Source organism: Actinomycetes bacterium (assembly GCA_022599915.1).
Lineage (GTDB): Bacteria > Actinomycetota > Actinomycetes > S36-B12.
Genome location: JAHZLH010000026.1, coordinates 106,476 through 131,891, shown reverse-complemented (window position 1 = coordinate 131,891; position 25,416 = coordinate 106,476). Strand labels below are relative to the sequence as shown.

Sequence of the window (25,416 nt, the reverse complement as noted above, 5' to 3'; positions counted from 1 at the left end):
TCTAGCGAGCATGGCTGTGCAAGACTCTCTGGCGTGGTGATGAACCTAGCGGATGTAGTCGACGAGTCGGCTCGAGAATGGCCAGCTGCGGTCGCGATCGTCGACGGCGACCTAAAGATGACCTACGCCGGCCTCGACGATCGGATTTCAGCTTTCGCTGCCGGTTTATTGAATTGCGGGGTAAAGCCCGGTGATCGGGTTGCGTTGATGTTGGGCAATCGCTTGGAGTTCGTAGTGGCTTTCTACGCAACCCTTCGTGCCGGTGCGGTATCGGTGCCGATGAATCCACTTGCGCCTGTTGCCGAGACCCAGCGACAACTTCAACAAGTGGGTGCTCGACTCTTGATCTCCGATCATGAGGCCGCCGCGCAACTATCGCAGACCGATGAGGTTTCCTGCGCGGTGATCGCCATCGGCAGTCGTGGGTGGGATCAACTAGAGAACTCAGCTCTGCCGGAAGGGCCCGCTGATCCGCTGGATCCGGAGACCCCCGCCGTCCTGCTTTTCACTTCGGGTACCGAAGGGATGCCGCAGCCCGCGGTGCTGAGCCATCGCGCGTTGTTGGCCAACCTACAGGCGCTACAAGAACTACCCGAACCGGGGAGAATGCAGCCAGGTGATGTCACGCTGGCGGTCTTGCCGCTTTTCCATGTTTACTCACTAACCACGGTTCTCAGTCTCGGTCTCACGGCCGGGGCGACAGTAGTGCTATGCGAGCGGTTCTCAGCACCGGAATCGCTGGCCCTGATCGAGCGACATCGAGTCTCGGTGTTAGCGGCCGCTCCGCCGATGTATGTGTCCTGGAGCGCAGAACCCGATCTGCGACGGGCGCTCGCCAGCGTACGACTGTTGATGAGTGGGGCGGCCCCGCTACCAGCGGATCTCTTTGATCAGTTCGCGACCATCAATGGTCGACCTATTTGGGAGGGCTATGGCTTGACCGAGTGCTCCCCAGTCGTGTCAACGTCGCTAGTCGCGGGGACACCGGTCCCGGGTTCGGTGGGCAAAGCATTGCCCAATGTGGAAGTGCAGATCGTTACCGAAGGAAATACGCCCGGCGATATCGGTGAAGAGCCGGGGCAACCCGGTCAGATTTGGGTACGCGGGCCATCGTTGTTTAGTGGCTATTGGCCAGACGGTACCGGCGGGCCCAATGATGACGGCTGGTTCGCAACCGGCGATATCGGCTACCTCAACGATGACGGCTACCTCTTCGTGCTGGATCGGCGTACTGATCTGATCTTGGTGAGCGGGTTCAATGTCTATCCGCGTGAAGTCGAGCGGGTGTTGTCGGAGATGCCGGGACTAGCGGATTGTGCCGTTATCGGAGTGGATCACCCGCTCACGGGTCAGGCGGTGAAGGCACTGCTCGTGATCGAACCGGGTGAGTCGGTTCCCACTGAGGCAGTCCTCACCTGGTGTGAACAACGTCTTGCTCGCTACAAGTGCCCAACGATCGTGGAAGTCGTTGCGGAATTGCCTCGACTGACTGGCGGCAAGTTAGCTAGAAACCAACTCGCGTGACGGCACGAGTTGTCCTCGTCGGAAAACCCGGCTGCCATCTGTGCGATGTGGCGCGGGAGGTCGTGGAACTGGTGTGTGCCGAAGCTGATTTGGACTTCACCGAGATCAATATTTGGGATGACCCCGGTAGCGCAGACCGCTACGCCGACCGAGTTCCCGTCGTCCTGGTCAACGACGAGGAAATTGCCTGGTTTCGTGTCGACCCGCAGCAACTGCGGGCTGCGATTACTGCGGGCTGATCGCTACCGGGAAGCTGCTTGCCGGTAGCGGGAGATACCCAACGGGATGAAGATCACCAATACAACAATGCAGGCGAGGACCGAGTAGAGAATCGGTTGCTGCATAGGGAAGGAATCACCGGGGTTGTAGCCCTCAGGAAGATTCCCGAATAACTCACGCAGCGAGAGGGCAACCGCTGAGACAGGATTCCACTCAGCGATTGGTTGCAGCCATGACGGCATGGACTCCACCGGAACGAAAACGTTGGAAACGAACGTCAGCGGGAAGAGCCAAATCAGCCCGGCGGTTTGAGCCACCTCGGGGCTCTTCACACTCATGCCGATCACGGTCCCGATCCACAGGAACGAGTAGGCAAACAGCGCAAGTAGGAGGAAGGCCGCCGCGATCTCCCAGACGCTGGAGTGGGTCCGCCACCCGACCAGGAGACCGGTGATGGCCATCGCAAAGACGGTGATAGCTCCCAGCGCCAAATCTGAAGTGGTACGACCAGCCAGCACTGCACCCCGCCACATCGGCAGTGACCGGAAGCGATCGATGATCCCAGTCTGCAGGTCGGTGGCCATCGCCACCGTGGTTGTTGCGCAAGAGAAGGCAATGGTTTGGGCGAAGATGCCGCCCATAAGGAACTCCACATAGGAGCCGCCGGGGACCTCGATGGCGCCACCGAAAACGAAGCGGAATAACAAGACGAACATCACACTCTGCGCAATCCCGAAGATGATGCTGTCGGGAGTTCGCGCTAACCGAGTCAGGTTGCGGCGGGTAATCGCCGCCGTATCGCCAAAGGCAGTACGCGTCTCGGAGCGACGCCGTTCCGCCGTCGTTGTTGCGCTCACTGTTGCTCCTCATCGCTAGCGACAGACTGGCCAGTGAGGCTCAGAAAGACGTCATCCAGGCTCGGTCGGGACAACCCGATATCGACTATGTCGGCATTGCCATCTAGTCGACGTACTGCCTCAGCAAGGACTGCTGCACCACCGTCGACGCGTAGGGAGATCTTGCGGGCGCCGACATCGACCTGCGGCGGTTCGGGTCCCAAGCCGGTGAGTGCCTCAGCGGCAGTTGCTACTTGTGGTGTTTCTGCGACCGAAACTTCAAGCCGTTCACCGCCGACTTGTGATTTCAGTTCGTCAGACGTGCCCTCGGCAATGACTGTGCCGTGGTCAACAACAGCGATCCGATCAGCCAATCGGTCGGCTTCTTCCAAATACTGCGTGGTCAATAGCAGTGTGGTGCCATCACGAACCAGGTCCGAAATCACATCCCACAGACCCAATCGACTCCGGGGATCCAGGCCCGTTGTCGGTTCATCCAAAAAGAGCACTGGCGGATTTGCGACTAGGGCTCCGGCGAGATCGAGTCGCCGCCGCATACCACCCGAGTAGGTCTTTGCTGGCCGATCAGCGGCGTCAGCAAGATCGAAGCGATGCAGGAGTTCGTCGGCACGCTCCGCTGATCGTTTGCTCCCGAGGTGGTAGAGCCGGCCGACCATGGTTAAGTTTTCGCGGCCAGTGAGATACTCGTCCACTGCGGCGTACTGGCCGGACAGGCCGATCCGTCGCCGAACCGCCACCGGGTCAGCCACCACGTCACAGCCCGCGACTTTGGCGCTGCCGCTATCAGGCTTGAGCAGCGTGGTGAGCACGCGAACAGTAGTGGTCTTTCCGGCACCGTTGGGGCCGAGCAGCCCTAGGACCGTTCCCTCTGGAACCGCAAGAGTGACTCCATCGAGAGCCCGAACTTCGCCACTTCGAGACCGGAAGACCTTAACCAGCCCTTCGGCTTCGATTGCTGCCATAGCCTCAGTGTGCCGATGCTTGTCGAGATTCGCTAGCCGGAGTATTCCGCTACTGACAGAATTTTCACATCCATCGATTTTCCGCTTGGCAAGGTGTAGCTGGTGCTGTCACCTACCCGGAGACCGTTAATGGCCTCACCGAGAGGTGAGGTGGGTGAATACACCTCGATAGAGGCGTGGGCCGCTTCCTCACGAGAGGCCAGCAGGAACGTCTCTTTCATATCAAGAGCGGTGAAAGAAACCGTGACCACCTTGCCGTGGGCCACCTCGTCCTCCTCGGCGGATGGTTTGCCGATCTTGGCGCCGGCTAGTAGCTGCTGGATCTGCTTGATGCGCGCTTCATTCTTGCCTTGATCATCCTTGGCAGCGTGGTAGCCGCTATTTTCCTTCAGATCGCCTTCTTCACGAGCAAGTTCAATCAGTCGAACAATCTCTGCTCTCATTGGCCCTTCGCGCTCAGCAAGTTCCGCTTCCAGCGCGTCGTAGGCCTCTTGGGTGAGCCATGCCTCAGACATCGATTTCTGCCTCCGTCAGAGTCGGTAATCCCGGAAGACTACCGCGTAGCGGACTGGGGCGTGGTGGCTCGGGCGAATCGAACATCTGTCAAGATGTCGGGATGGGTCGTTGGGGAAGTAGTCGGCGAGGCATCAGCCTCGGCCCAAAGGTAGCGTTGGCGTCTGCTCTGCTGCTGGGAACTCTCGTGGCTCCGGTCAGCGCCGCAGCCGGGGCCGTTGAGCCAGCCGAAGGCGTGCTGAACGAAGCGGTGGAAACCGTTAGAGCGAATCAACGATTTCCGGTGGGTGCCACCGCCTTCATCGACGTTTCTGTTGCCACCTTGTGGCGAGAGCCCAGAATTCACCGGCAGCGAGATCGTGCATCGCTAGGCAATCCTGTTCGCTTGGGTCGCTGGAACAAACGACTCCGTACGGCGGATCACCGCAGGTGGCTGACCGGACAAGTGCAGACTCAGGCGCTGTACGGACAACAGGTTTTGGTTCGAGCGGTAAAAAAGTCCTGGGTGAGAGTGGCAGTGCTCGATCAGCCGGAACCGCAGGATAAGGCGGGCTACCCGGGCTGGCTACCTGCCAGGCAGCTGGTCCCGGACACTGGACAGCTACCGGAGATAGCGGACAGTACCGAGCATCTGGTGGTGACTGCGCAACGCGTTCAGCTGCGTACCCCGACGGGTCGAGTGGCAGTGTCCTACGGCACCCGGTTGTTACCGCACACAGCCGAAGAACCATCATCCGGCAGGATCGCCGTCCACACGACACGTGGCATAGGTAGTGTCACCGAGTCGGCGGTCGCAGGGCCGAAGATCCCCAGCGTCGCCAGCATCCTGGCCGACGGTAAAAAGTTTATCGGCCTGCGATACCTCTGGGGCGGGCTGTCAGATTGGGGTATGGACTGTTCCGGGCTGATCTGGAATGTGTTTAGAACCCACGGAATGACCATCCCACGAGATGCTGACCCGCAGTATCGGTCGGGAAAGCAAGTGAAACTCAAGCGAATCAAACCGGGCGACATGCTGTTCTGGGGAACTGAAAAGCATGTGCATCATGTTGCGCTGTACGTCGGTGGGGACAAGATGCTGGAGGCGCCAGACGCATCTGGGCGAGTTCGGATCGTGCCGATTCGGTGGCGAGAGTTGATTGGTGCCCGCCGCTACCTGGACTAGTCGATTAGGGAATCGCTACTCCTGGTGGGAAATCCGGTGGCGGGACCTGAAGTTCGTCATCACCAGCAGCACAGCCAAGCACCGTCACCGACCCAGCGCGGATCACCGTCGGGATCTTGACGGTTGTCGTAGTGGGTAGGTCGGAAATCCTCACTTCGCGGTAGCCCACATCGACCGAGTAGTTGTCGGTTGCCTTAATGACGCAAACTGCGCCGGCGGGAGTATTGCCCCGTACCTCGAGGTCTACCGCCACCTCGCGCTCATCAGCGCGCCAGGCGACGAGATTTCCCTCTACCTCAGTACTCGCCAGGCCGATCGCAGCCCAGGTGATCAAGGCGACGTAGCCCAGCACCAGCAGCCCGGCCAGCCAGCGGGTTCGGCTGGCTCGCGCGGTTTCGCCGTAGCGAGCCGCAAGCTCCTGCTGAGTCGTCATATGGCAGCGGCCCTCCGTGCAGATGCGATGCTTCCTGAGACACTAGTGTGCGAGATGATCTCTGGGAGGAACAGTGCTGGTCCCATCTGCTGCCGTCGATGCAGTCTACGCTGAAACGCCGGTGCCCCAGCCGACGGCGCCAGCCAAAGAAGTCGATCCAGCTGACCTGTCACCTGGGCTGGTCGGTTTTCTGCTGTTCGCTGGGCTTGCGATTGCCGTAGTGCTGCTCGTGCTTTCCATGAACCGCCATCTGAAAAAGATTGACTTCGACGAGGACACTCCGGGGGCCGACAATCCGAACTCGCCGCGCCCGGGCGACGATCCCTCCGCCGGCTAATGTTGCGAGTTCTGGCCACGCCGCGCTGGATTGGCTTCACCTTGTTGGCGGTGGTAGCGATTGTGCTCTGTTCGGTGGCGGCCCGGTGGCAGTACCAACGGGCGCAGGACGAATTGGCCGTTGAACGCGCCGCCGCTGCGGCGCTGGCCAGCTACCAGCAAGTGGTGACTACCGAAGCGCTGTCAGTTGACGAACTCGGCCGGGAAGTGGATCTCGTTGGGGTCGGGGTAGCCAACTCTCGGAGCCTGGTTCGGACTCGCGCCAATGAAGCCGGTGCCACCGGTTTTCTCGTCGTCGACGGTGTGGCACTTCCCGATGGCCGGGTAGTGCCACTGCTACAAGGCTGGGTGCCTGATCCGGAGTCGGCACCGCGGCCAGTCCGGCCGGGTGAGCCGGTGCAGGCGATAGGTCGGGTCCAACCCGATGAGAACTTCTACCGCGATGCACCGATTCCGTCGAAGGAACCGTTGGTGACGATTACCGCCGCTGGGCTCGTCGAGCAATGGGGCGAGAACACCAACTTGGCTCCCGGTTACGTGACGGCGACGTCGGAAACGACCGGTTTCGAGCGGTCACGACCAGTGTTTGGTAGCGATCCGAATGTTCCGTTCCCGTTGCAGAACACCTTGTACAGCCTGCAATGGCTAGTTTTCGTCGCGCTGGTGATCTACGTCTGGGTGCGTGGTCTGCGAGCGGCGATAGCTCGGGCCGAGGTCGCCGATGACCCAGTGGCCACAACCAACTCGACGAATGAGTAGTGGCGCTACCTGAGCGCGCGTTGCCGGTTCGGCATCGGCAGTTACGCTAGATGGGTGACGGCAGAACAACCCGCAGCGATCCCCACGAATGTGCGAGTGATCGGATTGTCCGGAGCGCTGCTGCGCTTCCAGGTGATGGCGTTCATCACTGGAGTCCTGCTCGCGGTGATGACGGTGATCGGTTTGCCGTATAAGTACCTGCTGGACGGTACCGCTGCTTGGTATTCGCTGGGCTGGATGGCCCATGGCTGGCTGTATATCGCCTACGTGATTGTCTCGTTGGACTTGGTGTTCCGGATGAAGTGGCACCTCGGTCGGGCGCTGCTGATTATCCTCGCTGGCACCATTCCCTTCATGAGTTTCGTGGCCGAACGATGGGTTACTCGTCGGGTCCGGCCGATCTTGGCCGCGACGTAGCCCTCTACGCGAAGTTCCCAGCACGAGTTGGCCGTGCCCGAAACCGGCAACACCCGCCTGGTTCTACCTCCTAGGGCTCATCTCAGTTAGCCTGAGATCAGTCGTTCCTGCGCAACTGCACCGGACGGCGCTGACTTGTTTTCAGTTGAGAGGAGCCCGGATGGGGCTGCGAAACGCGGTGTATGGCCTGTATGCCAACCGCGTGCTCAGCAGGCTGCCAGAGGCACAGCTGCCGCGGCATGTCGGCGTCATCCTGGACGGCAACCGCCGCTGGGCGACCTATCACGGTTCGTCCTCAGACGATGGCCATCGAGCTGGGGCAGCCCGGATCGCGGAATTCATCGGTTGGTGTGAAGAGGTCGGTGTTGAGGTAGTCACGTTGTGGCTGCTATCCACGGACAATCTGCAACGGCCAGAGCCCGAACTGGAGTCGCTACTGCAGATCATCGAGGACACGGTTGATGACTTGGCAGAGATGGGTCGTTGGCACATCCACCCAGTGGGTGCGCTAGATCTGTTGCCAGCCTCCTTCGGTGCCTCGCTGAAGGCAGCTGAGGAGCGCACCCACGAGGTCGACGGTCTGACGGTCAATATTGCGGTGGGCTACGGTGGTCGGCGGGAACTCGTCGACGCTGTCCGCAGCCTGTTGCAAGAGCACCATGAGCGGGGTACCAGCCTCGACGACCTGGCCCAAGTGGTCGACGTCGAACACATCGCAGATCACCTCTACACTCGCGGGCAGCCGGATCCCGATCTGGTCATCCGGACCTCTGGTGAGCAACGGCTGTCTGGGTTCCTGCTTTGGCAAAGTGCGCACTCGGAGTTCTACTTCTGTGAAGCGCTGTGGCCAGACTTCCGCCGAGTGGACTTTCTGCGAGCCTTGCGTGCCTATTCGCAACGGCAGCGCCGCTTCGGCGGATAAGTCGTCTTTCTCAACTCAGATCACCCCGGCGTGGTGCCGTTGCACCTGAGGTCGCTCGGCGTAGTTTCGAAGTAGCGATCTGTTGTGGAGGCCTGATGGCTGAGTCGGATTCTGTAAGTCGTGAGCGCCGGACGTACGTCCTAGACACTTCGGTGCTGCTGAGTGATCCGCGGGCGATTGCCAGATTCGCTGAACACGATGTGGTGCTCCCGCTGGTCGTCGTCACTGAGTTAGAGGCTAAGCGCACTCATTCCGAACTGGGTTACTTCGCGCGACAGGCGCTGCGCCTGCTCGATGACCTGCGAGTGGAGCACGGTCGGCTGGATGAAGCAGTGCCGGTAGGGGATGACGGCGGTTCGTTACGTGTCGAGTTGAACCACGCGGACAGTTCAGTGCTGCCGCAGGGCTTTCGCCTGAACGACAATGACACCCGGATCCTGTCGGTGGCTAGCAGTTTGCAACAAGAAGGCGCCGACGTGGTGTTGGTGTCTAAGGATCTGCCCATGCGGGTCAAAGCGGCAGTCATCGGGATACCGGCTGAGGAATACCGTGCTGAACTCGTGGTTACCTCCGGTTGGTCAGGGGTCGAAGAGATGTCGGTGGATGCCGGCCAGATCGATGAGTTGTACGAAACCGGTTCTATCCCGGTGCCACCGGACGCGGAGCTGTTGATCAACTCTGGCGTCGTGCTGTCAGCTACGAGTTCGTCTGCGCTGGGTCGGGTGACTGCCGACAAAAGAATCCGTTTGGTGCGTGGGGACCAGGAGGCGTTCGGGCTACATGGCCGCAGCGCTGAACAGCGGTTGGCCTTGGATGCCTTACTCGATCCCGAGATCGGCATTGTCTCGCTGGGTGGGCGGGCCGGTACCGGCAAGAGCGCACTCGCACTCGCGGCCGGTTTGGAGTCCGTTCTGGAGCGAGGGCAGCATCGCAAAGTCATGGTGTTCCGTCCGCTCTACGCGGTCGGCGGTCAGGAGCTCGGCTATTTGCCGGGGGCGGAGCAGGAAAAGATGTCGCCGTGGGGGCAGGCGGTGTTCGACACGCTGTCGGCTATCACTACCCAGTCGGTGATCGAGGAAGTGCAGCGCCGGGACATGTTGGAAGTACTGCCGCTGACTCACATACGCGGTCGCTCGTTGCACGATGCCTTCGTCATCGTGGATGAAGCGCAGTCACTGGAACGCAATGTGCTGCTGACTGTGCTGTCCCGGATCGGTAAGGACGCTCAAGTGGTGTTGACGCACGACGTCGGCCAGCGGGACAACCTGCGGGTGGGTCGCTACGACGGTGTGGTCGCGATTATTGAGCAGCTGAAGGGCCATCCGCTGTTTGCGCACGTGACCCTGCATCGCTCCGAGCGCTCTGCCATTGCGGCACTGGTGACCGACGTCCTGTCTGACGCTCGCTGACCGCTGCTGGCTCGGATCACGGGCACCTCGGCGCGCTACTCCGCTGGCGGACCCACGGGGATGCGGTTGGCAACCGGGCGCATTCGATCGGCGAAGAAGTCGTTGCCTTTGTCGTCGACGATCACGAAGGCCGGGAAGTCGCGCACCTCAATGCGCCAGACCGCTTCCATACCCAGTTCGGGGAAGTCGATGACTTCGACCTTGGTGATGTTGTCTTGAGCTAATCGGGCAGCAGGACCGCCAATCGAACCCAAGTAAAACCCGCCGTGTTCCTTGCAGGCATCGGTCACCTGCCGGGATCGATTGCCTTTGGCGAGCATGACGAACGATCCACCGGCCTGCTGGAACTGATCCACATAGGAGTCCATCCGGCCCGCTGTGGTCGGGCCGAACGAGCCGGAGGCGTAGCCCTCAGGAGTTTTGGCGGGCCCGGCGTAGTAGACGGCGTGGTCGCGCAGGTAGCGCGGCATCTCGCCGCCCTCGTCAAGAATCTCTTTGATCTTCGCGTGGGCGATATCGCGCGCCACCACGATCGGCCCGGTCAGGCTGACGTGGGTTGCCACGGGCAGTTTCGATAGTTCCGCGCGGATCTGCTCCATCGGCTGGTTCAAATCGATCGGAACTATGATGTCTTCCTCAGCCGGCTCCTGTTCTGGGAGGAACTGAGCGGGGTTGGTTTCCAACTGCTCGAGGAAGATGCCCTCGGCGGTGATTTTGGCCTTGGCCTGCCGGTCGGCGGAGCAGGACACCGCCACCGCGATCGGCACTGAAGCACCATGGCGGGGCATCCGAATGACTCGGACGTCGTGGCAGAAGTACTTGCCACCGAACTGAGCGCCGATGTCGAAGTCGCGGGTCAACTGTAAGATCTCGCCCTCCAATTCCGTGTCGCGGAAGGCGTGACCGGCCATTGACCCGGAGGTGGGCAGCGAATCCAGGTAGCGGGTGCTCGCGTACTTGGCCACCCGCAGGCTGTCTTCGGCGCTCGTGCCGCCAATCACTACCGCCAGGTGATACGGCGGGCAGGCGGCGGTGCCAAGTTCACGCAGCCGCTCGTCCAGAAATGTCATCAGTGATTTTGGGTTGAGTACGGCCTTGGTCTGTTGATAGAGGAAGGACTTATTGGCCGAGCCGCCACCCTTGGCCAGGATCAAGAACTTGTAAGCCAGTTCGTCCTGTGGCGCGGTGCTGGCGTAGAGATCGATCTGGGCTGGGAGGTTGGTACCGGTGTTGCGCTCATCCCACGAGGTCAGCGGTGCCATTTGCGAGTAGCGCAAATTCAGTTGCTGGTAGGCGTCGTACACACCGCGAGACAGCGGTAGTTCGTCCGGACCCTCGGTGATGACCCGTTGACCACGCTTACCCATGATGATCGCGGTACCGGTGTCCTGACACATCGGCAAGACCCCGCCAGCAGCGATGTTGGCGTTCTTCAGCAGGTCCAGGGCGACGAAGCGATCGTTGGGGCTGGCATCTGGATCATCGAGAATGTTGCTCAGTTGCTGCAGGTGGCCGGGACGCAGTAGGTGCTGGACGTCAGCGATGGCTTGGAAGGCTACGAGTCGCAACGCTTCTGGTGACACCCGCAGGAACGGTTGGCCGCCGAGATCGAGTTGTTCGACACCGTCGGTGGAGAGCAACCGGTACTCGGTCTCGTCCGGACCGAGCGGCAGCATGGGTGAGTATACGAATTCAGCCATGCGCCCAGCCTACGGCGTACCGAATCAGTCGGTTGCTGCCGTGCCCAGCAAGATCTCAGCAAGAGGGTCAAGGTGTCACCATGCGAGATTGGCTGATCGCCCCAGGCGGCAGGTAGCGGCAGCACACTTTAGGCTGGAGAGCATGTCGGAACCCGCAGTGGCCGAAGCGCCAGCCCCCAGCGACAAGCACAGTCCGCTGCGGAAAACCGTCGGTGACATCATCCGATCCATGGGAGTTGTCGCGGCGATCATTGCGGTAGTCCTGCTCATCACTTGGCGCCCGGGGCCGGATCCGGTTCGAGAAGTTGCTGCTGCTCCCGTCGCACAACAGGTAGCTGCGGCAGTGGACTTCATCTTGCTTTACCCAGAACTGCCCGAGGGTTGGCGTGCGACGACTGCTCGATTCGAGCCTAGTGAGCAATCTGGTGACGATCCGGTGTGGTTCAACGGTTGGGTGTCACCGCAAGAGGAGTTCGTTGCGGTTGTGCAATCAGAAGCAGAAAACGACAGATTCATTGCTGAGCAGACCGTCGGTGGCACCGAAGCGAGTGAGTTGCCTTCGGGCCTGAATCCCGCAGTTAACGGCTGGCAGCCCTACGTCAGTTCCGACGGCACTCAACGTTCATTCGTACTGCAGGAAGATGATGTGACCACGATCGTGACAGGGACTCTTGAATGGTCGGAACTCGCCGACTTTGCCGCCACCTTGCAGCCGGTGGAAACTCCAGGTGCCAAATCCAGCACCAAATAGCTGAGCCGCTGTTGGCAAGCCTTAGTCAGTACGGCGGCTGATCGTTTGCCGCTGATTCCGAGTCTGGCGAATCGGTTGGATCGTCGGTTGTTGCTGTGGCCTTGTCCAGCCGGGCTTGTGCTTGATCCAGCCAACTGTTGCAGCGCCGCGCAAGTTCCTCGCCCTTCTCCCACAGTTGCATGGACTGTTCCAGGGTCGGGCTGCCTTCCTCCAGGCGCTGAACAATGACTGCTAGCCCGTCACGAGCTTGTTCGTAACTGAGTTCGGCGACATCTGTAGCCAGCAGGGTGGCTACGGCCTCGTCGGTTTCCATTAGTTCTCCTCATCGGCTTGGTCGAAGGTTTCGGATACAACAACGGGGAAAGTCCCAGTGCGTACCCGTACGGTCAGGGGCTCGGCAACGGCCACGTCAGCCGCATCTAGAACCAAACTGTCATCCAGGCGGCGCACAACCGCGTAGCCACGGTCCAAGGTTCCCTGTGGCGACAGCGCGGTCAGTCGAGCCTGCTGGCTGGTGACGTGTTGGCGGCGATCTCGTAGAGCCGAAATCTGGCACCGTTGCAGCTGCCCACGCAGCTGCGTGATCTCGGTACGACGCGGTTGGATCAACTGCTCCGGTCGCGCCAGCCCGGGTCGCTGCTGCAGTGCCGTCAGTCTGGTGCGTTCGTCGGTCAGTTGCGCCATAACCGCGAGGTTGTTGCGGCTGCGAAGGTTGCGGATCTCCTGGCGCCGCTGTGCCAAGAGTCGTGACGGACTGTTCAGTTCCAGGCGAGTCGCCAGCGCCTGCAGTTCGCTGCTAGTGGAGTCCAAGAGCGTGGCTAGCCTTCGGCGCAGCCGCTGGCGGGTTGCGTTGAGGCTCTCGATTTCCGCTGTTGCGTCCGGGACGATGAGCTTTCCTGCAGCAGTCGGTGTCGAGGCGCGCACGTCGGCGACGTGATCGAGGATGGGGTTGTCCTCTTCGTGACCGATCGCTGACACCACCGGCGTGGCGCTCCTAGCAGCCGCGCGGACAAGCGCCTCGTTGCTGAATCCCAACAGGTCTTCGAAGGAGCCGCCGCCGCGAGCAATCACAATGACATCCACGTCGGGCTGAGCGTCTAGTTCTGCAAGCGCGGCGACCACCTCCGGTACACAGTTAGGCCCCTGTACTGCGACCTCACGAATCTCGAAAGCAACCGCGGGCCACCGGTCGCGGGCGTTAACAATCACATCGTCATGGGCAGCGGCCCGCCGTCCGCAGATCAGCCCGACACGTTGCGGTAGGAACGGCAGTGACCGCTTTCGTTCGGCGGCAAAGAGGCCCTCTGCGGCCAGCGTCTTCTTCAACGCTTCCAGTTGGCGCAGCAAGGCGCCCTCACCCACCGGTTGCAACTGGCGTGCGCGCCACTGCAGCTGCCCGTTACCACTCCAGTACTCCAGCTTTGCCTGCACAATGACTCGCTGTCCGGTGTCGACCTGGCTATCCGTGAGGCGCTCAAGCCCGACAACCACCGGGATAGACACTTGCGCGGTGGTGTCACGCAAAGTCAGAAAGGCCATCTTTTGGCGGCGACGTAATTCGGCAACCTGGCCTTCGATCCACAGTTCGCCGAGCCGTCCCAGGTAGTCGGTCAGCATCCGGGCGGCCTGCCGCACCTGCACCGGATTGTCCGCCGAACTCGATACCGCCATGGCCAGCATGCTAGCCCGGACTATCGGCTTTGTGGCTCGGCGGCGGTTGTGGCGCGGCGGTCGGCAGCAACGGGCCGTAGCATGGTCCTATGGCTGAACTTGAAAATCGTCGTGTCCTGCTTGCGTCTCCTCGGGGCTACTGCGCCGGTGTTGAGCGTGCGGTGGATAGCGTCGAAGAGGCTTTGGCGAAGCACGGTGCTCCGATCTACGTGCGCAAACAGATCGTTCACAATCGGCATGTAGTGGAGAATCTTGAAGGGAAAGGCGCAATTTTCGTCGAGGAGAACGAGGAAGTGCCCGAAGGTTCGATCGTGGTGTTTTCCGCTCACGGTGTGGCGCCAGAGGTCTACCAGCAGGCCAAGGAGCGAAACTTGTTCGCCATCGATGCCACCTGTCCCCTGGTTACCAAGGTTCACAACGAGGCCAAGCGCTACGCCCGCGAGGACTACCAGATTCTGCTGATTGGTCACGAGGGACATGAGGAAGTAGTAGGTACGGCCGGAGAAGCGCCGGAGCACATCACCATCGTTGACAACCCAGAACATGCCCGCACCGTTGAGATTGGCGAAGGAAAGGTAGCGTGGCTGTCGCAGACCACCTTGTCGGTGGACGAGACGATGGCCACGGTAGACGTTCTGCGAGAGCGGTTTCCGGAACTGATGGATCCACCGAGCGACGACATCTGTTATGCCACTCAGAATCGGCAGCAGGCCGTCAAGGAGATTGCACCGCAATGCGATCTGATGATCGTGGTGGGCTCCTTGAATTCCTCTAATAGCGTGCGACTTGCGGAGGTCGCCGAGCAGGCCGGCGCAGACCGTGCTGTTCGGGTGGATAACGCTGGCGAGCTTGATGAGAATGTGTTGGATGGGGCGGCGACTGTCGGGTTGACCAGCGGTGCCTCGGTGCCGGAGGTTCTCGTTCGTGAGGTCCTGCAGTGGCTAGCAGAGCGGGGATACGGCGACGTGGAAACGGTCGAAACTACGACTGAAACTCTTACTTTCACTCTGCCCAAGGAACTGCGCAAGAGCCGGTCTTAATCGCTGAGCAGTAGTCAGCCAAACCGTTGGTCTCGTGGAATGGCTGGCGGTGGAGGTGGAGTCCACGGTCAGGTCAGTGCTCGCTGAGTGCCGGCGCTCCGGGTAGCGCCCGCGACGGGACTGATCTAGGTGGACTTCGTCAATTTGCGTCGCAACAACAGCAGCACTGCGGCAAGGGCCACGCTCAAGACCTGGGCAGGCGCGAGGGTGGTGAGTCCGGCGGCAATCATGGCGATCTCTCGGGCCAATGTGGGGGCGGCGCCGAGAAGGGTCACTTGGCCCAGCAGTGCCACCACGGTGGCAGCAGCAAGCGGCGGCAGCCACACAACGGCCCATCCCAGTTTGGGTGGTGACAGCAGGGCCGCAATCACCGATCCGACAACGAGCCCCCAGCCAGCTTGGCTGGGAATCGAGGTAGTACCGGTAGTGAGGAAGCCGATGCCGCACCCGACTGCGCAGCAGACAACAATCACCAGGAATGCACCACGCGCCGTCACGCCACCGCCAGATGCCGGTCGTCTGTCTGGCCTATCGGACAGCGGCTCGCCCATTTGTTTTGGTTCCGCCGCAGCCTCCACCTCAGCCGTAGCGTTCTCGTTGTCGATCGCATCCGGTTGTGCCTGGGTAGCAGTGGTGCTGTCAGTGAGGTCGATCGTCGCGGGTGTTGGTTCCTGGTCAACCTGCGGTGGGACCGACTTAAGTTCCGGCAGATGATCCGCAGACTCCCACCACGGCGCCTCACCCTCAGGGGCGCGCTCACGAGCTGGTGGGAACATTCCCTAACAATAAATGCTGTACCTGCCATAACTCGGTAACGGGGCTGGCTAGTCCGTGTGCCTGGCTGGTCTGCTGGGTGGTTTACCGAAGCTGACCGCCGGTCGTTACGCGGACTGTTGATTGGGTTCTACTTCCGGACGCTCCCCATCCTCGCTCGCTGCACCGGTCGGAATCTCTGGGCCGATCGCGACGGCATCCGCCGGGGATGGCCACCTTTCGGCATCAAGCGAGCGAATTTCGGTTGCGGTCCGTTCCGGAACTGGAATGGGGGTATCCGAAATTGCGAGCTCTGCCATGCGTCGACCTGCTGGCAGCAGTCTCGCTTCCACCGAACCAACCAGTTGGTTGTACCGATCAGACGTCGTATGTATCGATTTGCCCAGCAAACTCAGCAGGTCCACCAGTTTGAGAACCCGCTGATATAAGTCGGTGCCCGCCTGTTGGATCTCACGCGCCTGCGCAGCGGCCTCGAGTTGCCGCCAACTGTGATCGATAGTCAACAACATGGCGAGCAAAGTATTCGGCGTGGCAATCAAGACTCGCTTGTCGATGCCCTTTTGCAGCAATTCCGGTTGAGCGCCCAATGCTGCCGCCAGTAAACCTTCTGCGGGTAGAAACATGACGACGAACTCCGGGGAGTCGTACTGACGCCAGTACTCTTTGCTGCCCAGTTTCTGGAGATGATCAGCCACAGCTGCTGCGTGACGATCCAGGGCAGCAGCGTCGTTCGGATCTTCGGCGCTCAAGAAGGCGTCCAGCGGGACTTTGGCATCCACGACCGCGTGTCGACCGCCAGCCAACTGCACCAGCAAATCGGGGCGCTGTATCTGATCGTCAGCCCTAGTGGTGTGCTGTTCCTCAAAGTGGACGTGCCGCAACATACCCGCTGCCTCGACCAGTCGACGTAACTGCATCTCTCCCCAACTGCCGCGGTTCTCGGAGCGGGATAGGGCGCTATTGAGTCGTCGAGCTTCTTCGCGGACGTTTTGCGATGCTTGGCCAAAATCCTCAGACATCTTGCTGAGTTTCGTCAGGATTTCGGTCTCCTTGGTCACTCGGCTCTTGTCCGATTCATGCACCCGCTCCGTCAGCAGTTTGAGCGCGGTCTGGACGGGATTCAGAAGCTCATCCCATTGCCGGCGTTCCTCCCGCTGCTGCGCGAGTTGGGTTTCGGCAGTGGCCAACGAGCGTTGCACTGCCGTCAACTCGCCGGTCAACTGGGCATTGCTGTGGGCGAGTTGGTCGTTTTCCCGGCCCTGCTCTGCTCGTTGGGCACGCAGATCAGCAGCTGAGCGCCGCAAGGCGACCCAGTAGCCGATAGCAGCTGCCAGCAGTATTCCGGCGATCAAAATCATGGCCATGGCGAAGTCCACGGTGATCCTCTCCCTTGTGGTCCGGCTGCCGCTATCCAGTGGTCAGCTGTATTCCAGTGGACAACTGCGTTTTGGCCGCCACCGTCCTGGTGTCAGCATGACCCAGGGGTCCGACATTTCCGCGAGACCGCGTGTCTGCGCGGGTTCAGGGAGGGAGATCTGCTGAGGTCGACAGTGTCCTGCGACCGCAGGTCAGTGCGTCGCGGTTCCCGGGGCATCGCCGGGCGAGAGCCATTACCTACAATCTGGGGGTGGCTCTTACTATTGGCATCGTCGGTCTCCCCAACGTCGGTAAGTCCACGTTGTTCAACGCACTCACGAAGAACCCCGATGGTGCGCTAGCCGCCAACTACCCTTTCGCGACTATCGAGCCGAACACCGGCGTGGTTCCGGTTCCGGATGCTCGACTACCGGTGCTCGCTGAGATGTTCACCTCTGACAAGACCATCCCGGCCACAGTGACCTTTGTGGACATTGCGGGGATCGTCGCTGGTGCCAGCGAGGGCCAGGGCTTGGGTAATCAGTTCTTAGCGCACATTCGGGAATCCGATGCCATCTGTCAGGTGCTGCGGGCGTTCGCAGATCCAGATGTGGTTCATGTGGCCGGTGAAGTATCGCCGGCTGAAGATATGGCCACGATCAACACTGAGTTGATGCTGGCGGATCTGCAAACTCTGGAAAAGGCTATTCCTCGGCTGGAGAAGGAAGCCCGCAACGACAAATCACGGGCGCCGCTGTTGGCGGCAGCCCAGCAGGCGCAACAAGTGTTGGAATCTGGGCGAACGGTCTTTGCTGCCGGTCTTGATCTGGAGTCGCTGCGGGAGTTGTTCCTATTGACCGCCAAGCCGTTCATCTACGTCATCAATGCCGACGAATCCGAACTACCCGATGACGCCTTCCGTGAGCGGATGAGGGAGTTAGTGGCGCCAGCAGAGGCGGTTTTCCTCGATGCGAAAGTCGAATCAGAACTGGTGGAGTTACCAGACGAGGAAGCGCTGGAACTGCTGGAATCCATCGGCCAACAAGAGGCCGGCATTCATGCGTTGGCCCGGGTGGGGTTCGCCACGCTGGGTCTGCAGACGTATCTGACCGCTGGCCCCAAGGAATCACGGGCCTGGACCATCAGACGCGGCGATACCGCGCCGGAAGCCGCCGGCGTTATCCATACCGATTTCCAAAAGGGCTTCATCAAGGCCGAGATCGTTTCCTATGACGAGTTGGTGGATGCTGGCTCGATGGCGGAGGCGCGATCCCGTGGTCAGGTCCGGATGGAAGGTAAGGACTACGTTATGCAGCACGGTGATGTTGTGGAGTTTCGGTTCAACACCTAAGTGGTCTGCACGGCGGCTACCGTGAGGAACTCGCTGCGCCGACAGGTCACCGTGTTGCCGAGTTAGCCATTTCCTTGACGGGTGCATGCCACAAAGTCGCCGCCGTCGACCTGCCAACGGCCTCGCCAGCGATTGATGCGAAAGTCATCGCGAGTGGCCTTCAGTCGGACAGTCAGTGAGACATTGTCGCTGCAATCAGCTTTCACCCTGATCTGCCGCTTCTTGACAACTGTGGCGCAGACATCGTTCATTTTGACACCGTTGACCCGGCAGTTGACTTTGATCTTTAGGTCTCCCGCGGCCCGAATGTCGTCGATCAAGTCCACCCATTCGCCTGGCTTGATGTCGGGTTTTGCGGGCAGCACGACGATGGGCACCTTTGGCGGCTTTGCTGGTGTGGTTTCTGTCGGGGATGGCGTGGGGGAGTTGGATGGGCTTGCTGTCGCCGTAGGAGTCGTTGGTGGCGTGGGCGTCGGTGATGTGGTCGGGGCCGGTGGACTGGGTGTCGGTGACGGGGTGGGTGCTGGCGGCAAGGTGGGAGTTACTGGCTTCGTCGGCGGGTCGGCTGGAAGACAGCCGTTTCGCCAGATCGCCTTGCCTTGCCGGTTCCAGTTAAGGCCGTCGTGCTCGCCGGCGATAGGAGGGATGATGTCGCCCCAGGAATCTCCGGCAGTCGCGCTGGGTCGCCACACTGGCCCAGCGTGTGCACCGTAGTGGTCGCCGTTGCCGTTGCCGTCGACAGCCGCTGGCCCCAGATTGAGTTGGTTGTAGGGGTCTGCGGGATCAGTGGTGCGGTGACAAATGGTGACTTTGCCTTCGGGCGCATCTCCGAGATTCTGGCTGTTCTTTCCAGCATTGGCCTGGGCAAACAGAGTCGGCATCAGCAGAACCGCGGCGATCACCGCCGCCAGGCCGACGGTAGTGACTGCCTTCGCCGACAGTTGCGAACTCGGACTCATTGGTTACCTCCGGACCAACTCGCGGGCGAACCCATTGTCCAGTCGTGCTGTCGAGCGGTCGATGTCGGCACTGAACTGTCCCCGTGATCTGGACTGAAGTCCATCCACTTGGCGGTTGGCTAACCGGAACACTTCGTCGCCCGAGCACAGTTTGCACCATACTCGGGCGACGAAGTAATCATTGTGGTTTCGGCGTTGTCTGGTGCCGTTACCGGCGATGAGCAAGCGCCCGTCCGCAACGATTTATCGGAACTGCTGCTTCTCCGGCAGTGCCACCGCTACTGCGGCTGGGTCACCGTTGCCGTGAAGGTTCGGAGTTCCGAGGAACTCAATAACGCTACCTAGCATGTTGCACCTCCTTTCTGCCGTTGCCGTCAGACTGGGTGTCACCTATAGCGGGCGGCTGAAACCTCACAAATCAAGATTTTTATATTTTTTTTCGAACCCGGGTGGTGCACCCTCCACCTCACGCTATGTCCGGAAAGATCGGTCGCTCGGCCGCGCAAGTAACGATTCGCAGGCTGGGCTCGCTGTTTGCTTGAAAACAGGGGCGGTAACCGCGATAGGCTCGCAAATACGACAGACCGTGGTGGCCGGTTGCCCTACCGGTCTGGTTCAGTTCGATCGTTGGGCTGGCAGTGACGTAAGGCGAGAGGACAGGCATGAGGATTGGTAAGAAGAAACTGGCGCTAGGAGCCACAGTGCTGGGTGGCGCGCTTCTGTTGGCAGGCTGCAGCTCCAGCGACAATGGCGACAGTGACAGTGGCTCGTCCGGAGGTTCCTTCTCGATGGCGATTGAGAAGTTTCAGGCGCTGACGCCGACCAACTGCTACGACCTGTACTGCTATCAGGTCAACCAGACGCTGTTCCTCGGCCTCATCAAGTTCGAGGCTGATAGTGCCGGCGCGATGGTTCCGGTCAAGACCGAGCTTGCCAAAGACATCAGTTCCGATGACGACGGCACCACGTGGAGCATCGAGATCAATGAGGGCTTCACCTTCACCAACGGCGACAAGGTTACCGCGCAGACCTTCGTCGATACCTGGAACTATGCCGCCAACGGTAAGAACGGTCAGCAGCTGGGCTTTGTGCTTGGCCCGGACCAGTTGGACGTCGATGGCTACAAGAAGGCCGAAAGCGGTAAATCGGAGACGATGTCGGGCCTTAAGGTCGAAAGTGACACTGTCTTCACCGTGAAGTTGGCTCGACCATTGGGCGAGTCGTTGTTCTACAACTTCGTCGGTGGCCCGCAGCTATTGCCGATGCCAAAGGCAGCTTTTGATGATCCGAAGGGCTACGAAAAAGAGCCAATCGGCAATGGGCCGTACAAGCTGGAATCCCCCTGGAACAACCAGGGGATGACCGTCGTGAAGAACGCGGACTACGCCGGTACGCCAGGTAACGCGGATTCGATCGAGTTCAAGATCTACGCAGACAACAACGCACTCTGGGCGGATCTACAAGCCAACCAGTTGGATGTCACCAACAATCTGCCGCAAAACGCACTCGCAACGGCTCCCAGCGTGCTGGGCAACCGGTTCATCAATGAGACTGGTGCGTTGGAGTTTTCGTACTACGGCTATCCGACCAGTGATCCGACCTTCAAGAAGAAGGACGTGCGCATTGGGCTAGCGAAGTCGATCAACTGGGACGAGATCAACGAGAAGATCTACTACGGCACCCGCACCACCGCCAACAGTTTCGCGCCGAGCACCATCCCCGGTGGCGGCACCGATATTTGCGGCGACAGTTGTGTTTTTGACGCGGCCAAAGCCAAGGAGCTGATCGACCGAGCTGGTGGTGTACCCGGGAATGAAGTAAAAATTCCACAGCTCGGCAATGAGACTGGTGACGTGCAGAAAGCCATCTGTAACCAGATCCAGACCAATACTGGCGTGAAGTGCACCCCGGAGGTGTTCAAGGACTTCGGTGGCCTGCTGGATGCGGTACTGAGTGATAACCCGGTCAAGGGACTCATCTATGGCGTCGGCTGGGTGGCTGACAATCCGACGATTCAGAACATGATTGCCGCCAACTTCGCCAGCACTAGCCCCTACAACGACATTGGCTACGACAACCCGGAGTTCGACCGGTTGCTGAAGGAAGGCAACGAGGCCAAGGAAACTTCCACACAGATTGAGAAGTGGCAGCAGGCCGAGCAGGTGCTCTACGACGACTTCCAGGCGTGGGCCACCCAGTTCCGCAACCGGGTCGGCGGCTACTCCACCAACGTGTCGGATGTGACGATCGCACCAGACGGTGCGGTCGATCTGTCCGCTGTGCTGGTTGTCTCCTAATCACGGTTGCCTAAGTAGTGACGCCGGGCCGCTTCATTCCGGAGCAGCCCGGCGTTCGCTTTTGCAGCATCCCAACTGCAGCGATGTTCAAAGAGCCCAGCCGAGCCATACCCGCCGCTAGGATTTCAGGCAGCCGCACTATCGCGGCGCTCAGCCGGTGAGGTAAGCCATGGGCCGATACACGCTGCGGCGGCTGCTGCAGTTGATACCGGTGTTTTTCGGAGCCACCTTCATCATCTATGCCCTGATGAATGCGCTGGGTAATCCACTCAACACCTTGTCGCCGCAGCAGCGGCGCAATCCCGCCTACTTGGAATACCTGACCGAGCAGTTTAATCTCGACGATCCATTCATCGTGCAGTACTTCAAATACATCGGTGGGGTACTGACTGGGGATTTGGGTACGACATTCTCCGGCGAATCGGTCACTCAGATCGTGATCGAGCGGTTCCCAGTCACTGCCACCTTGGCGCTCACGGCCGTTGTTATCGAAATCGTGCTGGGTATTGCCATCGGGGTAGCGGCAGCACTGCGGCGCGGAAAACTATTGGATAACGCGTCGCTAGTCATCGCGCTGCTCTTCATCGCGGTGCCGGTGTTTGTGTTGGCTTTCACTTTGCAGTGGCTGTTCGGCATCAAACTGGGCTGGGTGGCTCCCACCGGAATCTCACAGGGGTGGCCGGTGAGTTATCTGCTGCCCGCATTTGTATTGGCTGCTGGCTCGCTGGCCTATGTCTTGCGTCTGACGCGACAGAGCTTGCTGGAGACCTTCAACGCCGATTTCATTCGTACTGCCCGGGCGAAGGGTCTGCCCACCCGTACGATTTTGCGTCGCTACGGCCTACGCAACTCACTGATCCCGGTGGTCACATTCCTGGGTCTAGAAGTTGGGGCACTGATGGGCGGTGCCGTCATTACTGAGGGAATTTTCAACATTCCGGGCATCGGTCAGCAACTCTTCACCTCTGTGAAACAGCAGGAGGCGGTGGTAGTCGTGGGCATTACGACCTTGCTGATCATCATCTACTTGATCGCCAATCTGTTGGTAGACATCCTGTACGCCGTACTCGATCCGAGGATCCGCTATGAGTGATCTCCAGCTAGAGGCCCAAAGCCAAGTTTCCGACGGCGGTGCCGCGATTCGCAGCAGTTCCTCGGACGCTTGGTACGAGTTGCGGCGCAGTTGGGTGTTTTGGGTCAGCGCTGGTTTGATCTTCGTGATTTCGCTGGTGGTGTTCTTCCCTTGGCTGTTCGCCAGTGAGGACGCAACCTCGTCATTAACCGGCGGTTGTCAACTGTCCGATTCGCTCACTCCCCCCAACGAGCAGTTCCGGCTGGGCTCGGATATTCAGGGTTGTGATGTCTACTCGCTCAGCATCTACAGCACGCGACCGAGCGTGGCGGTAGGGGTGATCTCCGCAGTTACCACGACGCTGCTGGGTGCCTTACTCGGTCTGCTGGCTGGCTACTTTGGCAAGGTCACTGACTCGGTGATCTCTCGAACGCTGGAAATCTTTTTGGGAGTCCCCTACGTCCTCGGCGCAATCGTATTGCTGTCAGCGGTCGATATCCCAGGGATTTGGGGAGTAGTGCTGGCATTCACATTGCTGAGTTGGCCGGTCGCCACTCGTATGGTGCGAGCCAAGACGATTGAAGCGAAAGGGCAGGATTACGTGGTCGCCGCCAGAGCGCTAGGAGCCGGCCACATGCGGATCATGTTCCGACACATCCTGCCGAACGCCATCGGCCCGACCATCGTGGTCGCAGTGATCAGTCTGGGAATCTTCATCGGTGCCGAGGCAACGCTGTCCTACTTAGGTTTGGGTATCCAGCCGCCTCAGACGTCGTGGGGGACGATGATCTCCGAAGCCCAGCAAGTGTTCTTCTCGGCTCCATGGACGTTGCTGGTGCCAGCGGGCTTCCTGACCGTCACCGTGCTCGCTTTCATCATGCTGGGTGAATCCATCAGCGACGCGCTCGACCCGAAATTGAGGAAGTGATCGGGTTGGTTAACGAATTATTGCGCGTCGAGGACTTGCGGGTCGAATTCACCACCCGCCTCGGAGTGGCTCGAGCAGTCAACGGAGTGTCGTTTTCGGTGTCCGAAGGCGAAACGGTCGCGATCCTGGGGGAATCCGGCTCTGGCAAGTCGGTGACGGCGCAGGCCATTATGGGGATTCTGGACACGCCACCGGCCCAGATCGCGGGTGGATCAGTGAAGTTGCTGGGCCAAGAGCTAGTGGGACTGCCGGAGAAGAAGTATCGGGAGCTCCGCGGCGAACAGATCGCCATGATCTTCCAAGACGCGCTGTCCGCGCTCAACCCAGTGCTACACGTCGGCGATCAAATCGCGGAGATGTTTCGCGTGCATCGTGGCGCCGGCAAGGCAGCGGCCAAAGAAGAGGCGCTGGCGGTACTGCGCCGCGTGGGAATTCCTGGAGCGGCGGATCGCTATGACAGCTATCCACATCAGTTTTCCGGCGGCATGCGTCAGCGGATCATGATCGCCATGATGATCGCGCTTAAACCTCGAGTTCTCATTGCCGACGAGCCAACAACTGCCTTGGACGTCACCGTGCAAGCGCAGATCATGGACCTGCTACAGGAGTTGCAGGAAGAGTCCGGAATGGGCCTGATCCTGATTACTCACGATCTGGGGGTTGTCGCCGATGTGGCGGATCGGATTTCGGTGATGTACGCCGGTCGCATGATGGAGGCTGGACCGGTCGACGACATTTATGGTCACACCGCGAATCCGTACACTCGAAGCCTGCTGCAATCCATCCCCACGATCGATACTGCCGGTGGGCGGCTCCCGGCGATTTCGGGCGTGCCACCGAGCCTATTGTCGCCGCCCAGTGGCTGCGCCTTCCACCCTCGTTGCCCTATGGCTGCTGAGCGATGCCGCGTCGGTGAACCGCCACCGCTCATCGACGTGGCAGCGCAGCACAGCAGTCGTTGTTGGTTCACCGAGGAGGTGATGACCGATGGTGGCAGCGAATGACGATGACGTTGTCGTCGACGTGAGGGATCTCACCAAGCACTACCCGATCTCGCGCGGGATTTTGTTCAAGAAGCAGGTGGGTGAAGTCCGGGCGGTAGACGGCGTTGACCTGCAACTTCGCCGAGGCGAAACTGTGGCGCTCGTGGGGGAATCCGGCTGCGGTAAATCGACCCTCGGCAAGTTGCTATTGGGTTTGGAACAGCCCACTGCCGGCTCGATTCGGATTCTCGGTGACGAACTGACGGACCTGAGCGCCAAGCAACTACGTAATAAGCGGCGCGACATCCAGATCGTGCTACAGGACCCGTACACCTCGCTCAACCCACGCATGAATGTTGGCAGCATCATTGGTGAGCCATTCGACATTCATCCAGAAGCCCTAGCTGGTCGCAGTAAGAGCGAAGCAGTTCGGGAACTATTGGATCGCGTTGGCTTGGATGCCGAAATGATAGGCCGCTACCCCCACCAATTCTCCGGTGGGCAGCGGCAGCGAATCGGGGTGGCGCGAGCCTTGGCCCTACAACCGCAGATCATCATCGCTGACGAGCCAGTCTCGGCCTTAGACGTATCGGTGCAGGCTCAGGTGATGAATCTACTGCTGGATCTGCAGCAGCAGTTTGGTTTGTCCTACGTGTTCGTGAGCCATGACCTGGCGGTGGTTCGGCAAATCGCTGATCGGGTGGCGGTGATGTACCTGGGGCGGATCGCGGAGACTGGTGCGGCCGCACAGGTCTATTCCGCACCGGCCCATCCCTACACGGTCGCGTTGCTCTCGGCCGCTCCGATTCCAAATCCCGAGGTGCAGGCCAGCCGAGAGCGCATCGAACTGCCTGGCGATCCACCTGATCCGATCAACCCGCCGTCTGGCTGTCGGTTTCGCACCCGCTGCTGGAAGGCGCAGGACATCTGTAGCGACCAAGAGCCGGAGTTGCGCTCAGTGGGATCAGATCATGCGGTTGCCTGCCATTTCCCAGAGCTGCCGGCCCGATAGCCCCCG

26 protein-coding genes are annotated in these 25,416 nt (G+C 60.3%); 16 read left to right on the top strand and 10 right to left on the bottom strand.

The genetic code is table 11. The features are described 5' to 3' along the window. Positions 1–39: 39 nt before the first annotated feature. Both K0U62_04950 and K0U62_04945 read left to right on the top strand, forming a co-directional pair. Complete coding sequence (locus K0U62_04950; protein ID MCH9800872.1) at positions 40–1,524, top strand: AMP-binding protein; 1,485 nt, start codon at positions 40–42, stop codon at positions 1,522–1,524. Further along, positions 1,521–1,763, top strand: a complete 243-nt coding sequence (locus tag K0U62_04945) for a glutaredoxin family protein (protein ID MCH9800871.1) — start codon at positions 1,521–1,523, stop codon at positions 1,761–1,763. The genes K0U62_04950 and K0U62_04945 overlap by 4 nt, the downstream gene beginning before the upstream one ends. Positions 1,764–1,766: 3 nt before the next feature. Here K0U62_04945 and K0U62_04940 read toward each other — a convergent pair whose 3' ends face one another. From K0U62_04940 to greA, 3 genes are read right to left on the bottom strand one after another with little or no spacing between them, the layout of a single operon-like run. Further along, positions 1,767–2,600 carry an ABC transporter permease gene (locus K0U62_04940; protein MCH9800870.1) on the bottom strand — a complete coding sequence of 278 codons (834 nt, stop codon included), beginning with the start codon at positions 2,598–2,600 and terminating at the stop codon, positions 1,767–1,769. Continuing rightward, positions 2,597–3,562, bottom strand: a complete 966-nt coding sequence (locus K0U62_04935) for an ATP-binding cassette domain-containing protein (GenBank protein MCH9800869.1) — start codon at positions 3,560–3,562, stop codon at positions 2,597–2,599. The genes K0U62_04940 and K0U62_04935 overlap by 4 nt, the downstream gene beginning before the upstream one ends. 32 nt (positions 3,563–3,594) lie before the next feature. Further along, positions 3,595–4,077, bottom strand: coding sequence for a transcription elongation factor GreA (gene greA, locus K0U62_04930; protein ID MCH9800868.1), 483 nt, complete (start codon positions 4,075–4,077; stop codon positions 3,595–3,597). Between greA and K0U62_04925 the strand changes: the two genes are divergently transcribed. Then, positions 4,065–5,240 carry a C40 family peptidase gene (locus tag K0U62_04925; GenBank protein ID MCH9800867.1) on the top strand — a complete coding sequence of 392 codons (1,176 nt, stop codon included), beginning with the start codon at positions 4,065–4,067 and terminating at the stop codon, positions 5,238–5,240. The genes greA and K0U62_04925 overlap by 13 nt on opposite strands. A gap of 4 nt (positions 5,241–5,244) precedes the next feature. Here K0U62_04925 and K0U62_04920 read toward each other — a convergent pair whose 3' ends face one another. After that, positions 5,245–5,673, bottom strand: coding sequence for a DUF4307 domain-containing protein (locus tag K0U62_04920; GenBank protein ID MCH9800866.1), 429 nt, complete (start codon positions 5,671–5,673; stop codon positions 5,245–5,247). 121 nt (positions 5,674–5,794) lie between these two features. Here K0U62_04920 and K0U62_04915 point away from each other — a divergent pair, with 121 nt between their 5' ends. From K0U62_04915 to K0U62_04895, 5 genes are all read left to right on the top strand, one after another. Beyond that, positions 5,795–6,010 carry a hypothetical protein gene (locus tag K0U62_04915; GenBank protein ID MCH9800865.1) on the top strand — a complete coding sequence of 72 codons (216 nt, stop codon included), beginning with the start codon at positions 5,795–5,797 and terminating at the stop codon, positions 6,008–6,010. Then, on the top strand, positions 6,010–6,768 hold the full coding sequence (locus K0U62_04910; GenBank protein ID MCH9800864.1) for a hypothetical protein: 759 nt from the start codon (positions 6,010–6,012) through the stop codon (positions 6,766–6,768). The genes K0U62_04915 and K0U62_04910 overlap by 1 nt, the downstream gene beginning before the upstream one ends. A gap of 54 nt (positions 6,769–6,822) precedes the next feature. Next, on the top strand, positions 6,823–7,185 hold the full coding sequence (locus K0U62_04905) for a DUF3817 domain-containing protein (protein MCH9800863.1): 363 nt from the start codon (positions 6,823–6,825) through the stop codon (positions 7,183–7,185). Positions 7,186–7,345: 160 nt separating this feature from the next. Then, the gene (locus tag K0U62_04900; GenBank protein MCH9800862.1) at positions 7,346–8,107 is read left to right on the top strand and encodes an isoprenyl transferase; all 762 of its coding nucleotides are present in this window, start codon (positions 7,346–7,348) and stop codon (positions 8,105–8,107) included. A gap of 95 nt (positions 8,108–8,202) precedes the next feature. Then, complete coding sequence (locus tag K0U62_04895) at positions 8,203–9,516, top strand: PhoH family protein (protein ID MCH9800861.1); 1,314 nt, start codon at positions 8,203–8,205, stop codon at positions 9,514–9,516. A gap of 35 nt (positions 9,517–9,551) precedes the next feature. Here the strand turns inward: K0U62_04895 and K0U62_04890 are convergent, their stop codons facing one another. Then, positions 9,552–11,216: a fumarate hydratase gene (locus tag K0U62_04890; protein ID MCH9800860.1), complete on the bottom strand. Its 1,665-nt coding sequence runs from the start codon at positions 11,214–11,216 to the stop codon at positions 9,552–9,554. A gap of 142 nt (positions 11,217–11,358) precedes the next feature. Between K0U62_04890 and K0U62_04885 the strand changes: the two genes are divergently transcribed. Then, positions 11,359–11,967 (top strand): DUF4245 domain-containing protein, encoded by a 609-nt coding sequence (locus K0U62_04885; protein ID MCH9800859.1) that lies wholly within the window; start codon positions 11,359–11,361, stop codon positions 11,965–11,967. A gap of 25 nt (positions 11,968–11,992) precedes the next feature. Here K0U62_04885 and K0U62_04880 read toward each other — a convergent pair whose 3' ends face one another. Next, positions 11,993–12,280: an exodeoxyribonuclease VII small subunit gene (locus K0U62_04880; protein ID MCH9800858.1), complete on the bottom strand. Its 288-nt coding sequence runs from the start codon at positions 12,278–12,280 to the stop codon at positions 11,993–11,995. Then, complete coding sequence (gene xseA, locus K0U62_04875) at positions 12,280–13,638, bottom strand: exodeoxyribonuclease VII large subunit (protein MCH9800857.1); 1,359 nt, start codon at positions 13,636–13,638, stop codon at positions 12,280–12,282. The genes K0U62_04880 and xseA overlap by 1 nt, the downstream gene beginning before the upstream one ends. Before the next feature lie 89 nt (positions 13,639–13,727). On the opposite strand from xseA, the gene K0U62_04870 reads away from it, so the two are divergent. Continuing rightward, complete coding sequence (locus K0U62_04870; GenBank protein ID MCH9800856.1) at positions 13,728–14,678, top strand: 4-hydroxy-3-methylbut-2-enyl diphosphate reductase; 951 nt, start codon at positions 13,728–13,730, stop codon at positions 14,676–14,678. Positions 14,679–14,803: 125 nt separating this feature from the next. Here K0U62_04870 and K0U62_04865 read toward each other — a convergent pair whose 3' ends face one another. After that, on the bottom strand, positions 14,804–15,454 hold the full coding sequence (locus K0U62_04865; protein ID MCH9800855.1) for a hypothetical protein: 651 nt from the start codon (positions 15,452–15,454) through the stop codon (positions 14,804–14,806). Positions 15,455–15,559: 105 nt separating this feature from the next. Further along, complete coding sequence (gene rmuC / locus K0U62_04860) at positions 15,560–16,828, bottom strand: DNA recombination protein RmuC (GenBank protein MCH9800854.1); 1,269 nt, start codon at positions 16,826–16,828, stop codon at positions 15,560–15,562. 251 nt (positions 16,829–17,079) lie between these two features. Here rmuC and ychF point away from each other — a divergent pair, with 251 nt between their 5' ends. Next, the gene (gene ychF, locus K0U62_04855; protein ID MCH9800853.1) at positions 17,080–18,159 is read left to right on the top strand and encodes a redox-regulated ATPase YchF; all 1,080 of its coding nucleotides are present in this window, start codon (positions 17,080–17,082) and stop codon (positions 18,157–18,159) included. 62 nt (positions 18,160–18,221) lie between these two features. Here the strand turns inward: ychF and K0U62_04850 are convergent, their stop codons facing one another. After that, the gene (locus K0U62_04850) at positions 18,222–19,118 is read right to left on the bottom strand and encodes a hypothetical protein (protein ID MCH9800852.1); all 897 of its coding nucleotides are present in this window, start codon (positions 19,116–19,118) and stop codon (positions 18,222–18,224) included. A 662-nt stretch (positions 19,119–19,780) separates the two neighbouring features. Between K0U62_04850 and K0U62_04845 the strand changes: the two genes are divergently transcribed. The 5 genes from K0U62_04845 (at position 19,781) to K0U62_04825 (ending at position 25,410) form a co-directional block, all read left to right on the top strand. Next, positions 19,781–21,415, top strand: a complete 1,635-nt coding sequence (locus K0U62_04845; protein MCH9800851.1) for an ABC transporter substrate-binding protein — start codon at positions 19,781–19,783, stop codon at positions 21,413–21,415. Positions 21,416–21,584: 169 nt separating this feature from the next. Beyond that, on the top strand, positions 21,585–22,508 hold the full coding sequence (locus K0U62_04840; protein MCH9800850.1) for an ABC transporter permease: 924 nt from the start codon (positions 21,585–21,587) through the stop codon (positions 22,506–22,508). Next, complete coding sequence (locus tag K0U62_04835; protein MCH9800849.1) at positions 22,501–23,415, top strand: ABC transporter permease; 915 nt, start codon at positions 22,501–22,503, stop codon at positions 23,413–23,415. Before K0U62_04840 ends, K0U62_04835 begins: the two co-directional genes overlap by 8 nt. Continuing rightward, positions 23,403–24,419: an ABC transporter ATP-binding protein gene (locus tag K0U62_04830; GenBank protein ID MCH9800848.1), complete on the top strand. Its 1,017-nt coding sequence runs from the start codon at positions 23,403–23,405 to the stop codon at positions 24,417–24,419. Before K0U62_04835 ends, K0U62_04830 begins: the two co-directional genes overlap by 13 nt. Beyond that, entirely contained in the window at positions 24,403–25,410 is a 1,008-nt protein-coding gene (locus K0U62_04825; GenBank protein ID MCH9800847.1) for a dipeptide ABC transporter ATP-binding protein, read from the top strand. The genes K0U62_04830 and K0U62_04825 overlap by 17 nt, the downstream gene beginning before the upstream one ends. Positions 25,411–25,416 lie beyond the last annotated feature (6 nt).

Coding starts and splice junctions, on each gene's coding strand:
- K0U62_04950 (MCH9800872.1), top strand. CDS start 40: ATGAACCTAGCGGATGTAGTCGACGAGTCGGCTCGAGAATGGCCAGCT.
- K0U62_04935 (MCH9800869.1), bottom strand. CDS start 3,562: ATGGCAGCAATCGAAGCCGAAGGGCTGGTTAAGGTCTTCCGGTCTCGA.
- K0U62_04925 (MCH9800867.1), top strand. CDS start 4,065: ATGCCTCAGACATCGATTTCTGCCTCCGTCAGAGTCGGTAATCCCGGA.
- greA (MCH9800868.1), bottom strand. CDS start 4,077: ATGTCTGAGGCATGGCTCACCCAAGAGGCCTACGACGCGCTGGAAGCG.
- K0U62_04920 (MCH9800866.1), bottom strand. CDS start 5,673: ATGACGACTCAGCAGGAGCTTGCGGCTCGCTACGGCGAAACCGCGCGA.
- K0U62_04910 (MCH9800864.1), top strand. CDS start 6,010: ATGTTGCGAGTTCTGGCCACGCCGCGCTGGATTGGCTTCACCTTGTTG.
- K0U62_04900 (MCH9800862.1), top strand. CDS start 7,346: ATGGGGCTGCGAAACGCGGTGTATGGCCTGTATGCCAACCGCGTGCTC.
- K0U62_04895 (MCH9800861.1), top strand. CDS start 8,203: ATGGCTGAGTCGGATTCTGTAAGTCGTGAGCGCCGGACGTACGTCCTA.
- K0U62_04890 (MCH9800860.1), bottom strand. CDS start 11,216: ATGGCTGAATTCGTATACTCACCCATGCTGCCGCTCGGTCCGGACGAG.
- K0U62_04885 (MCH9800859.1), top strand. CDS start 11,359: ATGTCGGAACCCGCAGTGGCCGAAGCGCCAGCCCCCAGCGACAAGCAC.
- K0U62_04880 (MCH9800858.1), bottom strand. CDS start 12,280: ATGGAAACCGACGAGGCCGTAGCCACCCTGCTGGCTACAGATGTCGCC.
- xseA (MCH9800857.1), bottom strand. CDS start 13,638: ATGGCGGTATCGAGTTCGGCGGACAATCCGGTGCAGGTGCGGCAGGCC.
- K0U62_04870 (MCH9800856.1), top strand. CDS start 13,728: ATGGCTGAACTTGAAAATCGTCGTGTCCTGCTTGCGTCTCCTCGGGGC.
- K0U62_04865 (MCH9800855.1), bottom strand. CDS start 15,454: ATGTTCCCACCAGCTCGTGAGCGCGCCCCTGAGGGTGAGGCGCCGTGG.
- K0U62_04850 (MCH9800852.1), bottom strand. CDS start 19,118: ATGAGTCCGAGTTCGCAACTGTCGGCGAAGGCAGTCACTACCGTCGGC.
- K0U62_04845 (MCH9800851.1), top strand. CDS start 19,781: ATGAGGATTGGTAAGAAGAAACTGGCGCTAGGAGCCACAGTGCTGGGT.
- K0U62_04840 (MCH9800850.1), top strand. CDS start 21,585: ATGGGCCGATACACGCTGCGGCGGCTGCTGCAGTTGATACCGGTGTTT.
- K0U62_04835 (MCH9800849.1), top strand. CDS start 22,501: ATGAGTGATCTCCAGCTAGAGGCCCAAAGCCAAGTTTCCGACGGCGGT.
- K0U62_04825 (MCH9800847.1), top strand. CDS start 24,403: ATGGTGGCAGCGAATGACGATGACGTTGTCGTCGACGTGAGGGATCTC.